Origin of the sequence: Vreelandella neptunia, from assembly GCF_000712975.1 — a bacterium.
Lineage (GTDB): Bacteria > Pseudomonadota > Gammaproteobacteria > Pseudomonadales > Halomonadaceae > Vreelandella > Vreelandella qaidamensis.
Genome location: NZ_JHQL01000002.1, coordinates 310,445 through 324,116, shown reverse-complemented (window position 1 = coordinate 324,116; position 13,672 = coordinate 310,445). Strand labels below are relative to the sequence as shown.

General features: G+C 51.3%; 12 protein-coding genes and 1 pseudogene. 8 read left to right on the top strand and 5 right to left on the bottom strand.

Annotated features, from left to right (window positions below):
* Positions 1–67 precede the first annotated feature (67 nt).
* From CR46_RS0106135 to CR46_RS18530, 3 genes and pseudogenes are all read left to right on the top strand, one after another.
* Complete coding sequence (locus CR46_RS0106135; protein ID WP_051690126.1) at positions 68–502, top strand: hypothetical protein; 435 nt, start codon at positions 68–70, stop codon at positions 500–502.
* A gap of 87 nt (positions 503–589) precedes the next feature.
* Positions 590–1,033 (top strand): copper chaperone PCu(A)C, encoded by a 444-nt coding sequence (locus CR46_RS0106130; protein WP_030070958.1) that lies wholly within the window; start codon positions 590–592, stop codon positions 1,031–1,033.
* Between the two features lie 117 nt (positions 1,034–1,150).
* Positions 1,151–1,318, top strand: a pseudogene (locus CR46_RS18530) (IS3 family transposase); the annotation flags it as partial.
* Positions 1,319–2,389: 1,071 nt separating this feature from the next.
* Here CR46_RS18530 and CR46_RS0106125 read toward each other — a convergent pair.
* Positions 2,390–4,015, bottom strand: coding sequence for a BCCT family transporter (locus CR46_RS0106125; RefSeq protein WP_030070956.1), 1,626 nt, complete (start codon positions 4,013–4,015; stop codon positions 2,390–2,392).
* Positions 4,016–4,321: 306 nt separating this feature from the next.
* Here CR46_RS0106125 and CR46_RS0106120 point away from each other — a divergent pair, with 306 nt between their 5' ends.
* The gene (locus tag CR46_RS0106120; RefSeq protein WP_232222349.1) at positions 4,322–5,224 is read left to right on the top strand and encodes a cobyrinic acid a,c-diamide synthase; all 903 of its coding nucleotides are present in this window, start codon (positions 4,322–4,324) and stop codon (positions 5,222–5,224) included.
* Positions 5,225–5,361: 137 nt separating this feature from the next.
* Positions 5,362–6,534: a toxic anion resistance protein gene (locus tag CR46_RS0106115; protein WP_030070952.1), complete on the top strand. Its 1,173-nt coding sequence runs from the start codon at positions 5,362–5,364 to the stop codon at positions 6,532–6,534.
* 50 nt (positions 6,535–6,584) lie between these two features.
* Here CR46_RS0106115 and CR46_RS0106110 read toward each other — a convergent pair whose 3' ends face one another.
* Together CR46_RS0106110 and hppD are read right to left on the bottom strand one after the other, a co-directional pair.
* Positions 6,585–6,962, bottom strand: a complete 378-nt coding sequence (locus tag CR46_RS0106110) for a Rieske (2Fe-2S) protein (protein ID WP_030070950.1) — start codon at positions 6,960–6,962, stop codon at positions 6,585–6,587.
* A 62-nt stretch (positions 6,963–7,024) separates the two neighbouring features.
* Complete coding sequence (gene hppD / locus CR46_RS0106105) at positions 7,025–8,131, bottom strand: 4-hydroxyphenylpyruvate dioxygenase (protein ID WP_030070948.1); 1,107 nt, start codon at positions 8,129–8,131, stop codon at positions 7,025–7,027.
* A gap of 129 nt (positions 8,132–8,260) precedes the next feature.
* Here hppD and CR46_RS0106100 point away from each other — a divergent pair, with 129 nt between their 5' ends.
* The 3 genes from CR46_RS0106100 to CR46_RS0106090 all read left to right on the top strand — a co-directional run bounded on the left by CR46_RS0106100 (position 8,261) and on the right by CR46_RS0106090 (position 12,214).
* On the top strand, positions 8,261–8,737 hold the full coding sequence (locus tag CR46_RS0106100) for an Lrp/AsnC family transcriptional regulator (RefSeq protein WP_030070947.1): 477 nt from the start codon (positions 8,261–8,263) through the stop codon (positions 8,735–8,737).
* An 86-nt stretch (positions 8,738–8,823) separates the two neighbouring features.
* On the top strand, positions 8,824–10,386 hold the full coding sequence (locus CR46_RS0106095) for a sigma-54-dependent transcriptional regulator (RefSeq protein WP_030070945.1): 1,563 nt from the start codon (positions 8,824–8,826) through the stop codon (positions 10,384–10,386).
* 367 nt (positions 10,387–10,753) lie between these two features.
* Positions 10,754–12,214: a sodium-dependent transporter gene (locus tag CR46_RS0106090; protein WP_030070944.1), complete on the top strand. Its 1,461-nt coding sequence runs from the start codon at positions 10,754–10,756 to the stop codon at positions 12,212–12,214.
* A 66-nt stretch (positions 12,215–12,280) separates the two neighbouring features.
* Here the strand turns inward: CR46_RS0106090 and CR46_RS0106085 are convergent, their stop codons facing one another.
* Complete coding sequence (locus tag CR46_RS0106085) at positions 12,281–12,727, bottom strand: DUF6455 family protein (RefSeq protein WP_030070943.1); 447 nt, start codon at positions 12,725–12,727, stop codon at positions 12,281–12,283.
* 150 nt (positions 12,728–12,877) lie between these two features.
* Complete coding sequence (locus CR46_RS0106080; protein WP_030070941.1) at positions 12,878–13,663, bottom strand: helix-turn-helix transcriptional regulator; 786 nt, start codon at positions 13,661–13,663, stop codon at positions 12,878–12,880.
* Positions 13,664–13,672: the final 9 nt, after the last annotated feature.

The following is a 13,672-nucleotide window of genomic DNA, read 5'->3' as shown; positions in this document are numbered from 1 at the left end:
TCTCTCGCATTACGGAAAAGGCTACAGAGTCGTAAAGTGTTCTTTTATTCTCTATAGGAATAACATTATGCTTTTTATTAAATTTCTACTCGCAGCTACCTTCATTGTCCCCTTGGGAGTAAGTGTTGCTACTGCACAAACTGTCAGTGATTCTCGTGATGTTTCAGAGCTTTCTAGCCCTATTGTAATGTTGACCCCTGTAATCGCACGAAATGCTGACCACTTGCAGCTAGATAGTGAGCAGCGGTCTGCTTTGAAAGATTGGATGGCTAAGAGCCCTGCAGAACGAGAGGCATTGGAAGATCTTGTGGTTGCTCAGCGCAACGAGCTGCGCCAAATGATTCTCAGTGGTGCTAACACTGGAGTGCGTACTGAAAAGGCAGCGTTTATTGGTCAGCTGGAATCCGATTTGCTGATGATGCGCTCTAGCTGTGTGGAATATTGGCGTGAAACGTTGAATGAAGAGCAGTTCGCTCAAGCCCTCCAATTAGCTGATACCTAAGGCGCTAACGCATAAATACTGATCCCAGGCGTTTTTTTATATGGTTTCCACTGAGATGAAATAATAGCTCAATAGGGGGTATGAAATATGTTAAGCGTTCGTTCTACTGTACTAGCGTTAAGCGCAATAGTGTTTACTTCGTTTGTACAAGCTGATTCGCTGATCGTTGAAGATCCTTTTGTACGAGAGGTACCGCCCGGTTCACCTGCGACGGCTGCTTTTATGACGCTGTATAACCAAAGTGATGCGCCAGTACGCTTGATAGAGGCCCAAAATAGCATCACAGAATATACAGAGTTACATGATCATGTCGTGATAGATGAAGTCATGCAGATGCGTCAGGTGGAGGCGATTGAAATACCTGCTCAAGGGAAAGTAACGCTTGCCCCCGGAGGATTGCATTTGATGTTAATTGGCTTAAGTCAACCTGTTAATACAGGCGGTTCAGTCAGCTTAAATCTATTTTTTGATAACGGAGATGGTATAGAGGTGGTGGCACCTATCCGTTCAGTTATGCCAATGCATCAATAATCTTGCCGGGCTTTTTGAAGTTATTTAAAAATTTAAAGCCTCTTTTTATCGGGTATTGCTACTAACTCGTTGTCAGCTTAGTCGTGTTGTAACGTAAATCACGCCTAAGTGCGTTACATCACTAACCATAGTGATTGGGGAAGCCAGTATCTCTCGATCTTCTACGCAGAGCGTACGGCTGATGAGGGTATCGATGCCTCAGTCGGCACCACTGGCGGCTCCTACGACAGTGCGCTGGCTGAGACCATAATCGGCTTATTCAAAACGGAGGTATTTCACCTTCGGGTGAAGCTGTCTGACTCAAACAAACCAGTCCCTGGAATAACCGGGGCGATTCACTGCTCAACTCCCGAGGTTTGGTGGTCACCGACGGAACTATCTGCAGCGGGTAGGCTACTACCGCCTCAGTGCTACTCGTTTCAAGCTGTTCCTGCTGTTAGCTACAACACGCATGCTGGTGACGTCGATTTGTCCGAACACCCAGTGGCATAATCGGTTGGCTGAACACCTGGAACAGTTTCCATAGCAGCGCTCATCGAGGAAGCTGAATTTGAGCGGGATGAGGATTACGGAAGACTGGAAGGATTGGTGGTAGCCAGAAAATAAAAAAACCAGCGTAGGTTGCGAGCAACCAAGAGGCCAACGTCGTGTTACCAAAAATGATAGGCCGACCAAGGTGAGCTTGTGTCCACCCGAATTCCTGCAGCCACAAATAGAACCTCAGCGGTGTTGATGGCTGAGGCGCTGCCTCGGCACAAAGCTTTGGCTACAGGATCAATAAGAAGCCCCTAAGCAATAATGTGACTGCGTAGCAGTCTCACCGATAGGGGCCTTATTGGGGGCAACCATAGCCCCCTTGTGAGCTACTAGCAATGAGTTTTGTATAGCCATATAGAAAACCATGGCCATCGAAAAAGGCATCAGGAAACTGACTAGGGTTTCAATCTAGCACCACCCTCTTCGTTGAATAAATTTTGTACACGACGTTCCTGTTTGCGTAGAGGTTTGTGAAGCATCCATTGCTATTGGCCAGAGCCATTCATACAAAACCTAAGCCACTGGGAGTGATTCATCACGTCCCCAGTCTGCCCAAGAACCGTCGTACAGCGATAGCAGCAACAACGTCCCGCTTTTCGGCTAGCCACTGTGGCAGTCCCCCATCCAGAACAAAAATTGGGTCGTCACGAGGGGGGATGGCATGGAGTTCTCCGGTCATAGACTGGCAGTCTAAGTTATTCAGATGCTCAGTTGGTTTTGAATAATGATAGACAGCTTGATGAGGCCTTGGGAACTCAGGCTATTTACAACCGCCTGAATCGTAACACTACTTGATGGTGTCAAAAGGCACTGCATTACCTAGTCATCTGGCCGTAACTCCTTTGGGCTGGGTGGGGCACCGACACGAACTTCGCTAAGATCCTCATGGCCGAGACTACGGAATAAAGAGAACATCATGGCGAACACTAGAATAAACATCGGTAGGCCAACCACGGTAATCACTTCTTGCAAGGCGGTCAGTCCAGCATCGCCCGCTAGTACAATAAGCATGGCCGCTAGCATGCCTTCAGAGACGCCCCAAAATACCCGCTGGTGCCAAGGGCCAGGGTCGGAACTGCCGGTACACAGCATATCGACGACCAGAGATGCGGAGTCTGATGAGGTGGCAAAGAAGATGGCGACGATCACCACTGCCAAGCCCTGGATTAAGGTGGCGGCTGGGAAGTTCTCGAAAAATGCGAACATGGCGAGGGGAATGCTTTCGCCGACGGCAGCTGACAATGTGCCGGCTTGAGCTCCCAGGGCTGCGCGGGCTTCAGCGCCAATCCCATCGATTTCCATTGCTGACCAGCCAAAGATCGCAAACCAGATCAGCGTAAAGATGGAAGGTGCGAACAGCACCCCAAGGACAAACTCACGGATGGTTCGCCCACGGGAGATGCGTGCGACGAAGATCCCGATAAAAGGCGACCACGTTACTGTCCAGGCCCAATAAAACACTGTCCAACTGCCTTGCCATCCCCAGCCGCTGCCGTCATTGCTGGTATATCTGGCCAGCGTGTCGTTCCAGAACGCCATGGGAAGCAGATTCGTTATATAGAGACCAAAGGTCTCGACAACAGCACGCAACAGGAAAACGGTCGAGCCAGTAAACAGCACAAACATTAGCAGACCGACGGCCATACCGATATTGATATTGGAAAGCCGTTTCACGCCGGCATCTAGCCCCGCGACGATCGATCCCACGGCGACAGTCGTCAGAACGGCGATGATGATGACTTTCGTCGTCACTGCATCTGGCACGCCAAACAGTTCTGTCAGCCCTGCATTGATTTGCTGGGTACCAAGACCGATAGAAACCGCCACACCAAACAGGGTACCTAGAATGGCAAAAATATCGAGGACTTTGCCAACAGGGCCGTAAATGCGCTCACCTATCAGCGGGTAGAACACTGAGCTGAAGCGCATCGGCAGGTTGTAGCGGTAAATAAAGTACGCAAACGCCAGCCCCGGCATGGCGAAAATTGACCAGGTATGCAGCCCTAAATGGTAGATAGAAAAGCTCATGGCATCGTCGGCGGCGTCCACCGAGAAGGGCTCAACATCCGGCCGAGGGGGCGTTGCAAAGTGGGAGATAGGCTCTGCTACCCCCCAGAACATCAATACTGTGCCAATACCGCCAGCAAATAGCATGGTAAACCAGGAAATATTGGTATAGGCCGGCTTCGCATCATTGCCACCCAGGCGGATTACCCCATAACGGCTGAGCGCTACCCACAGCAAGAATGCTACCCAACTCGTTACCCCTAAAATAAAGAACCAGCCAAGGTTAGTAACTATCCACTGCCGCCCTGCGCCGAAAGCTTCACCTATCGCGTCTGGCGCAATCAAAAGCGCCGTCAGGAAAATGATCATGATCCCTGCAGAGGTGAAAAAAATGACGGGATCTGTCTTGAGGCCCAGCTTCCTCGCAAATGCATCCATCGCTACATCTCCCTGTGCCTTTATGGTCAGCTTTATTCGTCTATTTTTACAACCGTCCTTAAAACAACGTAGGAGTTAAGTGCCGATCACGCCAAGAGCGTTTGCTAAATAGAAGCAGTCTAGTGAGCAGATGTTTGGATCGTCATCTGTAACTTTTTCTAGCCTCCTAGTGATCAACGTCTCACCTTGGTTACCCTGTTTTAGTGGTACTATTCTGGGTATTTACGTCTTGTCATGTGCGTTCCACGAATATAGGTAGCCGAAGCAATGTTGGGATTCCTGCAGGGATTTTCTTATGGTCTTTTTATGACCTGCCTGCCCTGGTTGCTGGTAGGGCTCTTCAACCCTGGCCTAGCAGTTCCGGTGGCGGCACCAGGTCGGCTGCATGTCATTTTGCGCTATTGCCTGACAGTGCCTTTCATCAGCATGTTGCTGTGGCTGACCTCACTGTGGGGCGGTTTCAGTCCAAGCTTGCTGGGGTGGTTGGCGGGGATTGTCGCCATCCCGGTAGCACTGCCCATTGAGCGAACCTTGAGAGGCTGGCTAGCTCGCCGTCGCGCGCGCCGTCAGCAGGCCGAGATTAACGCCAAAGCGCAACAGCGCCGTGCTCAACAAGCGCGCAATGCTCATGAAGCTGGCGTGTTGGTGCTCGACCCGGCAGCGCCGCCCGAGGGAGCCGATGATTTGGTAATGGCAATGTGCCAAGCCAAACAGCGCTTGCTTGATGTTCATCGTTCTGATCTGGCGATCCTGGCTGACCGCCTCTATAGCCGTTACTACCATGTCATGGAGGTGCTCAGTGGCCGATTCCAACGTGGTGAGCTGGCCTTTGAGCGCTCGCAAAGCTTAGTCGCGCAAGTGTGCCTCGGTTCGGTGGATACGCTCACTACCATGGCTTCCCAAGCTCGCAGCGTGGCAAGTGTGGACGGTAATTATGTGCGTGACCGCCTGACCCGGGAAAGCCATCGATTGAGTACAGAAGAGCGGGCCGCCCTGATGCGGCGTCTGGATCTGCTTAGCGAGACTGAAAAGCGGCTTCAGGAGCTCTCTGCTCAGGTGGAGTCGGCATTGACCGTACTCGACGACACGGCCGTCTCTATGGCACGAATCGAAACCGCACGGCCTCAGGCAGCTGTCACTACCGAGAAAGCATTAGAGGACTTGCGCCATTTCGTCGAAGGTGCGGGTCGCTATGCGCGCAAGGAGTAATTCGTTCGCGGAGTTGTCATATGGTTCCAAGACGGGTGTTTAAGACCGTCTTCAAGAACGATTTTCAAGAACGATTTTTAAGAACGATTTTTAAGAATGATTTTTAAGAATGATTTTTAAGAACAGTGGAGATGCCAATGACTCAGCCATCCGATGACACAGGTCGTCTTTCTTTACCGCCAGTTGAGGAGATTGCTGACGCGGTCACCTCCAATGATTCTGGTGTCGATCCTGAACTTGAGGCCATGGCTGAGCGCTTTGTCACGGAAATTCTTGCCGAGGGTGACGAAGCGTCGGTGGTTAGCCAGCGCCGTGCCGTCGATGAGATGGGGCTTGAGCTGCAGCAGCAAGCGGCTCATCGCAGCGCCATGCTACAGACACCATTACGACAGCTGGCGCATCAAGGCGACGAAGGCGGGCCAGTCGCCAAGGCACTGACCGATCTTCGTGGGCGTATGGAAGGGCTTGACCCTGCCCGCCACCGCTTGGCACCCAGTGCCCTTGATCGCGTGATGGCGATTATTCCTGGCCTCGACAGCCGCCTGCAACGCTACTTCCGCAAATTTGAGAACGCTCAGCAGGCGCTTGATGCGATCATTGACGAGTTAGAGAGTGGTCGCGACATGCTGCATCGCGACAACCTCACCTTAAATGATGACCAGCAAGCCCTTAGGGATATTCTGAACCAATTGAACCGCCAAGTGACGTTGGGTCGTCTGATTGACCGTCGCTTGAAGGATGACATCGACACACGTGCTGTTGATGATCCACGGCGTCATTTCCTTGAAGAAGAACTGCTCTTTCCTCTCCGTCAGCGCATCGTCGACCTTCAGCAGCAGCTGGCCGTTAGCCAGCAAGGCGTGCTGGCGCTAGAAGTCATCATTCGCAACAACCGAGAGCTGATGCGTGGTGTGGATAGAGCCATTAACGTCACCGTCTCGGCGCTCACCGTTGCGGTCACTGTGGCTATGGGCATGGCCAACCAGCGCCTAGTGTTGGACCGCATTGAAGCCCTTAATACCACGACCTCACAGATGATTGGCGGTACCGCCAAGGCACTGCGTCAGCAGGGCGTGGATATTCAGAAACGGGCTTCTTCAGCGATGCTCGATATGCAAATGCTGGAAGACGCTTTCGGCGAGGTGATGGGTGCCATTGATGACCTCTCGACCTACCGCCAGGAAGCGCTGCCTCGGTTGGATGAGCAAATTGACCGCCTGGCGGCTTTATCTAAGCAGGGCAGTGCCTCTATCGAGCGCCTTCGTGAAGGCAGCGAGTCGCACCTAATGGATGACCACCAGCGTGGCTAGGGAGCTATTTTCTTCTAGTAAGTGGATTGGCCCCATAAGGCATTACTTACTCATGTAGGCAAAGGCCCGATACATACATTCCCTTGTTGGTCTTCAAAGACGGGTATTGCGTCAAGGTTATCGAATGCGCCTGTTAAGCAGTTGCCTGTTTTACTATCAAATGCTGCGCCATGGGCGCTGCATAGCAAACGGCTTTTATCTGATGAAATGATGCTGTTTGAGCGATAATTTAACGGTAAATACTGGTGGGGACAGGCATTAACGTAGCAATAAATCTCACCCTCTATGCGCGTTACAATGACAGGGAAAGGTTCATCTTTACTTATTATTTCTAAGCAGCGTGAAGTGCCCTCTTCTATAAGGTGAGAAGAGCAAACAGTAGCCCCCGCTTGGGGGGCATTCGCATAGTTACGCCAAGCGTCGTGCACAGTGGTTCCTTTTTGGCATCGCTAATGTTGTTATTGTGGCGGTTTATTATTCAGCATTACTGCTATTCAGTAGCGCCTTGCAACACGCCTCGGTTGATTTGATCCTCTTCGATGGATTCGAAAAGTGCTTTAAAATTGCCTTCTCCAAAACCGTCGTCGCCCTTACGTTGGATAAACTCGAAGAAGATCGGGCCAATCACCGTTTTTGAGAAAATCTGTAGCAAAATTCTGGTTTCGCCACCGCCCACGACACCTTCGCCATCAATCAAAATGCCGCGGTTACGCAGTTTATCGAGAGGCTCTTGGTGGTCTTTGACGCGCTCAAGCGATTTTTCGTAATAAATGCTCGGCGGGCCAGGCATAAATTCAAGCCCCGCGTCAGCGATTAAGTCAGTGCCGGTATAGATATCATCGGTTGCAATGGCAATATGCTGAATGCCTTCGCCGTTGTACTCGCGTAAGTACTCTTCAATTTGGCTGTGATCGTCGGCACTTTCATTAATCGGAATACGAATTTTGCCATCGGGCGAGGTTAATGCGCGGCTGGTAAGGCCGGTGACTTTACCAGTGATATCGAAGTAGCGAATTTCACGGAAGTTAAAGGTGTCGTGATAAAACTTATACCACGTGTCCATATTGCCGCGAATAACGTTATGAGTGAGGTGATCAAGATAGTAAAAACCAAAGCCTTTAGGCTTAGGATCTTCCTCATCTAACCACTCAAACTCGTTTGAGTAACAGCTGCCTTTCTCACCGTACGTATCAATAAAGTAAAGCAGCGATCCGCCAATACCAACAACTGCCGGTGCATCAATGGATTTATTACCGGTGAACTCTTCAGCCCCTAAATCAACAGCACGTTTTAGGGCATGCTGAGCATCAACAACACGCCAAGCCATTGCTGGTGCACAGGGGCCGTGCGCTTCAATAAACGCTGACGCATGGGAGTTAGGCTCGCTGTTAAGCAGGTAGTTGATATCACCCTGACGATAAACGGTAATTGACTTGCTACGGTGTTTTGCAACGGGGATGAAGCCCATTTGCCGAAATAGGCTGTCTAATTTTTCCGGCTCGGGATGGGCAAACTCAACAAATTCGAAGCCATCCGTACCTGCTGGGTTTGCATCGCTAATGGTTACTTTAGGGGCGTCATGAGGAAAAGGACCCATCGCTGTTTCTCCTATTATTGTCTTGTAGATTAACAAGCTCAGTATAGGGAAGAGGCGGTGCAATTAGGTTGCAAACTAACCCAAGATGCCGCCAAATAGCGCACAGCTTGTGCGCAATAGGAGCATTTTATGCATGGGATTTCTTTAGATCGTTATGATCTTGCAATTTTATCAGCGTTGCAAAAGAACTCAGCCCTCACCAATTCAGAACTGGGCGAGCATGTCAGCCTGTCACCCTCTCAATGTTCCCGACGCAAAGCGCGCTTAGAAGCTGAAGGGGTAATTAAAGGATATTCGGCTAGGCTTGATGCCAGCAGCCTGGGGTTTGGCTTACGTGCGATCACCAGAGTCAACCTTAAAGCGCACGGTGAAAGCATGGATGATGATTTTGTAGCGTTACTGACAAAGCATGCCATGGTTCGAGAGGCCTATTCTGTATCGGGGGATGCAGATTATGTACTGCACGTTATCGCCAAAGACCTCACCGAGTTTTCGGACTTTATTCATCATCATTTATTACCTCATCCTAATGTCACCCAGGTCCGCTCTGAAATCATACTGCGCAGTATGAAAGAGGAGCAGGGGCTGCCAGTGAGTGGTGGCTAGGCTATATCCGAAATCGCCGATTTTCCAGGTGGCGCCTAGTCAGAGAGGCTTCTTAAGTAAGTGGTTTTTTATGCCGTGAGGGTTCTATGCGTCTTAAATTTTACTGTCAGAATCGCATTGGTATTCTTCGCGATATAGTGGCCCAGTTTGCCGACTACCGAATTAATGTCGCACGGGGAGAAGTCGGTGGCGAGCAGGGCAATACCATCTATTTGCATGTTCCAAAGTTGCTTAATGCGCAGCTGAGTACGCTTAAGCCGGTATTGGAAGCAATACCAGGCGTATTTGGCGTCAAACGCGCGAGTTTAATGCCTAGCGAGCGTCGTCATTTGGAGTTGGATGCATTGCTGTCTTCGCTTTCTGACCCCGTGATGTCGATAGATATGCAGGGTCGCATTGTGGCGGCCAACCGTATCGCTGTTCAGGTGTTGGGGGTGCGCGTTCAAGAAGTGCCAGGGCTCTCACTGGATCGTTACCTTGACGAAGTCGACCTTCCCGAGGTGATTCGCCGCAACAACTCACGTATCAATGGGCTGCGGATCAAACTAAAAGGCGACACCTATCTTGCCGATATTGCGCCACTGCACACCGAAGACACCAAGGTGGACTCATTAGCCGGGGCGGTGGTGACGTTGCACCGTGCCGACCGTATCGGTGCACGGATTTACCAAGTGCAGCGCCAGGAACTGCGTGGCTTTGAGGCTATCTTTCAGTCGAGTGCGCGATTGGAGGCGGTGATTAACGAAGCGCGACGCATGGCACCGCTGGATGCACCGCTGCTGATTGTAGGGGAAACGGGGACTGGCAAAGAGCTGGTGGCTCGTGCCTGTCATTTGGCAAGCCCTCGCGGGCAAGCGCCGTTTGTGGTGCTTAACTGTGCCGGGTTGCCTGAATCAATGGCCGAGACAGAGCTTTTCGGTTACGCACCCGGTGCCTTTGAAGGCGCTCGGCCAGAAGGAAAGCTTGGCCTTCTGGAGCTTAATGAAGGTGGCACCGTCTTTCTCGATGAAGTAGGGGAAATGAGCCCACGGCTGCAGACGAAACTGCTGCGTTTTCTTCAAGATGGTGGCTTCCGGCGAGTGGGTAGCGAGGAGGAAACCTTTCTGGATGTCCGAGTGATCTGTGCCACTCAACAAAACCTGCCACAGCTGTGTAGTGAAGGGCTGTTTCGGCTGGATCTTTATCACCGGCTCAATGTACTTTCGCTACAGGTGCCACCTTTACGTGAATGCCTGGACGGCATCGAAGAGTTGGCGGCCTATGTGCTTGATCGTGCGGCGCGTCAGATAGGCTGCCCTCTGCCCGAACTTTCGCCTGCAGCGCTGGGAAAAATCACCCGTTACGATTGGCCGGGTAATGTGCGTCAACTGGAAAATGTGTTGTTCCAGGCGGTGTCGCTATGTGAAGAAAAAGCCATTCAGCCGGTGCATTTGCGTCTTCCCCATAGTGACGTATCGCCTGAGCTGGCGGGTATACCCTTAGAGGGAAGCTTGAGCGACATGTTAGGAGAGGTGGAAAGAAATATTTTAAGTACGCTGTATCAGCAATATCCGTCCAGCCGCCAATTAGGAAAGCGATTGGGTGTTTCTCACACCACTATTGCTAACAAACTCAAACGCTACGGCATTGGTGCTCAAGACGGCGCTTGAGACGGTACTTGAAACAGCACGTAAGAAAATTTTTTAACAATTTCTGATGGCAGGAAAATTAACTGTCACGATTTGTTTACGTCTTGTCAGTAAAATACAGCGGAAGACCCCCATCCTTCGGCATTTTTGTCTAAGTGTAACGTTTAGTTTACAGTTGCATGCTACTTCTACGGGTAACGCCTCATTCAATGTGAGGTAAACCCATTCCTGCCCTGTCGCTATCCCCATAGACTCGTTATAGATGGCTATTTATCACTAGTTAACCGCAGTTGGTTGGCTTTTATAGGCAGCTAATCGCGCTTAATTATCTGTTTTAACAGAACAAAATAAATAGCCTAAAAACAATATAAATTTATAAGGTTTCCCAATGACAACGACAAATACGCCCCCCAAAACGCTGTGGCTGGGCCGCTGGGGGTTTGTGCTGGCAGCCACTGGTTCTGCAGTGGGCCTGGGTAATATCTGGAAGTTTCCTTACATCACCGGCGAGTTTGGCGGTGGCGCTTTTGTGCTGGTCTATCTGGCCTGCATATTGGCGGTAGGTGTGCCTATCATGATGGCTGAAATCAGCTTTGGCCGCCGTGGCAGGGGCAGCCCGATTGATGCTATCCGCCGAGTGGTACACGAGTCGGGACGTGGCAGTTTCTGGTCTATCTTCGGTTGGATGGCCATGCTGTGTGGTTTCATGATTCTGTCGTTCTACGTTGTTGTTGCTGGCTGGTCATTTTCCTATCTGTGGAAAATGCTAAGCGGCGGACTGGCGGGCAACAGCGTCGATGACATGGCGGCGATTTTCGCCGCTAATAATGCCAACCCTTTCACGCTAGGCGCTTGGAGTACGCTGGTAACGGTGTTGACCATGCTCATCGTGGGCAAGGGCGTACAAGCAGGCATTGAAAAGAGTGTCAGCTGGATGATGCCGGGCATGGTTATCATGCTGGGCATACTGATTGGCTACGGTGCTTTCTCTGGTGGCTTTGCTGATGCTTGGTCGTTTCTGTTTTCTTTCAATACTGAAGGGCTAAGCAGTGAAGGACTCTTAGCGGCACTGGGGCATGCCTTCTTTACCTTGTCGCTCGCATCTGGTGCCATTCTTACTTATGGTTCTTATCTGCCAGAAGGTCACTCTATTGCGCGCACAACGTTCAGTGTGGCTATTGCTGATACCGTTGTCGCGCTGATGGCTGGCTTGGCTATCTTCCCGATTATTTTCGCTAACGGAATGAATCCCGGCCAAGGGCCAGGGTTGATCTTTATGAGCTTGCCCTTGGCCTTCCAGGCAATGCCTTTTGGTACGCTGTTTGGTGTCCTGTTTTTTGTGATGCTGTCGATGGCCGCGCTTACATCGTCAATTTCGATGATCGAAGCGACCGTGGCTTGGCTCGTTGCAAGCAAAGGGATGACGCGTAAACGGGCATCCTGGGGTGTGGGCATCGTGCTGTGGCTGGTGAGCACCTTGGCAATGCTGTCGTTCAATATGGGCGCGGATTGGACGTTGGCAGGCCGCACTTTCTTCGATTGGCTGGATTATCTGACCTCCCGCTGGATGATGCCGTTGGGCGGTCTGGGCATGGCACTGATGGCGGGCTTCTTACTGCGTACTGAAATATTCAGAGAAGAACTAGGCCTCTCCCGTACCCAGCACACGCTGTGGCTGTTTATGGTGCGTTATGTCAGCCCGTTAGGCATCGTGTTGATTTTCATCGATGCGCTGGGCCTTGCTACTCTCCAGGTCGGTACTCAGTGGCCGTGGTTGCTGGCCCTGCTGGTGATTATTACCGTGGTGGGAGAACTGGCTAGCCCACGGCTGCGCCACCAAGCTTCCTGAAGCCATTGCTGAAACAAGACTAAGGTAAAAAGCGCTCCCATCCACTGTTGATGGGAGCGCTTTGCGTTAGCGTGCTGCTAAAGCATCAAAGGCGTTTGCATTGGGGCATAGGTGACGGCACTCATCTAGCTCGGCATTGGCTCGCATCGCTTTCCAGCACTCGCCAACGACTGCACAAGCGTTGCAGTTGTCACGTAGTGCAACATAGTCGGCATGATTGATCAGACCGCTCTCTTCCAGACTTTTCTCCTGAAGACCAAAGCGCTGCATCATCACGGGCATCAAGGTGTTGGCTGGGCTGAAATGAGCAGGTTGGTCGGTTGCTAGCTGCTTTGCCAGTTCTCGCTCGAAGTGAGGTTCTAGCGGTCTTTCTAGATCACTAATAAGCGCATCATAGCTAGCGCCTGCTTCCTGTTTTACGTTGCGAGCGAGCGTTGCGGTCGACGTTGCGTAGCAGCGCTCAGTTAGGCGTTCCCACCAAGAGGTGGTCTCTGTTTTTTTAGCAGTAGCCATGATGATTCTCCCTCAGGTGTTGTTGACGATGACGCCAGTATCAACCGCTAAGCGCAGAATTATCTTGATGCGGATCAAATTGGTTTCAAATGAAACAAATTTAGAGACGGTATTGCTTGTCGTTAAGCAGCAATGAGCGGGTTAATAACGCTACCTTGAAGCTTTACAAAGCGCGACCAAGCCAGCTTTTGACGCGATACCTAACTTGGCATAGGCACGCTTGCGGTAGGTTTCTATCGTTGAAAAAGCGACATCGAGTTTGGCCGCCGCGGTTTTGAGCGTGTGGCCACGCAGTAAATAGAGACACAGCTGACGCTCGCGCTCAGATAACGGGGCCAGCGCGGCTGCTTCGCGGGCGCTAAGTTGTTCAGGCCTTGCAGGGGCGTTGCTGTAGTGGCGCCGAAGTAAACTTGTTAACAGCGGCGCTATGCTATTTAAGCAATCCAGGTTAGCGGCAGTGAAGGGGCCCCTCTGAGGGCCGCGGTAGAGATTAAGGTAATAAGCCCCCTCTTTTGCAGCAACGTTGAGTGATACTTTGTCGATAAGATCTGGAAAAGCAAACAGATGACTACGATATGCTGGTGACATTGCCTCAACCTGCATGGTGGTCAATGCGTCGGTAGTTATAGGTTCTTGCTTGCCTGCCAGTTGGCTTAGCTGCCGGTAATTAGGGTCTTGTCGGAACAGGCCGCTCACATAGAGATGGGCTAAGCGATCAGCCACCCGCGGAAGCTGATGATTAGCGGCCAGCAAACAGTCGATGTCGCCGCTCGTTGAGCAGCCAAAAATCATACATTGCTCGATACCCACGGCTTGATGCAATAACGCAAGCAGTTGGCTTTCGAAGTTGTCTCTTTCCACTGCCTCGATGCAGGCTGCCACGCTTGGCAGTAAAGCTCCCCATTCGATTAGCTGGGTGTTAGCCGCTTTGTTCACTTGTGCCCC

What these genes read in the sequence shown, in the direction of transcription:
- hppD (WP_030070948.1), bottom strand. Translation starts at nt 8,131, where the DNA reads ATGGGTCCTTTTCCTCATGACGCCCCTAAAGTAACCATTAGCGATGCA.
- CR46_RS0106095 (WP_030070945.1), top strand. Translation starts at nt 8,824, where the DNA reads ATGCGTCTTAAATTTTACTGTCAGAATCGCATTGGTATTCTTCGCGAT.
- CR46_RS0106100 (WP_030070947.1), top strand. Translation starts at nt 8,261, where the DNA reads ATGCATGGGATTTCTTTAGATCGTTATGATCTTGCAATTTTATCAGCG.
- CR46_RS0106115 (WP_030070952.1), top strand. Translation starts at nt 5,362, where the DNA reads ATGACTCAGCCATCCGATGACACAGGTCGTCTTTCTTTACCGCCAGTT.
- CR46_RS0106130 (WP_030070958.1), top strand. Translation starts at nt 590, where the DNA reads ATGTTAAGCGTTCGTTCTACTGTACTAGCGTTAAGCGCAATAGTGTTT.
- CR46_RS0106135 (WP_051690126.1), top strand. Translation starts at nt 68, where the DNA reads ATGCTTTTTATTAAATTTCTACTCGCAGCTACCTTCATTGTCCCCTTG.
- CR46_RS0106085 (WP_030070943.1), bottom strand. Translation starts at nt 12,727, where the DNA reads ATGGCTACTGCTAAAAAAACAGAGACCACCTCTTGGTGGGAACGCCTA.
- CR46_RS0106120 (WP_232222349.1), top strand. Translation starts at nt 4,322, where the DNA reads ATGACCTGCCTGCCCTGGTTGCTGGTAGGGCTCTTCAACCCTGGCCTA.
- CR46_RS0106090 (WP_030070944.1), top strand. Translation starts at nt 10,754, where the DNA reads ATGACAACGACAAATACGCCCCCCAAAACGCTGTGGCTGGGCCGCTGG.
- CR46_RS0106125 (WP_030070956.1), bottom strand. Translation starts at nt 4,015, where the DNA reads ATGGATGCATTTGCGAGGAAGCTGGGCCTCAAGACAGATCCCGTCATT.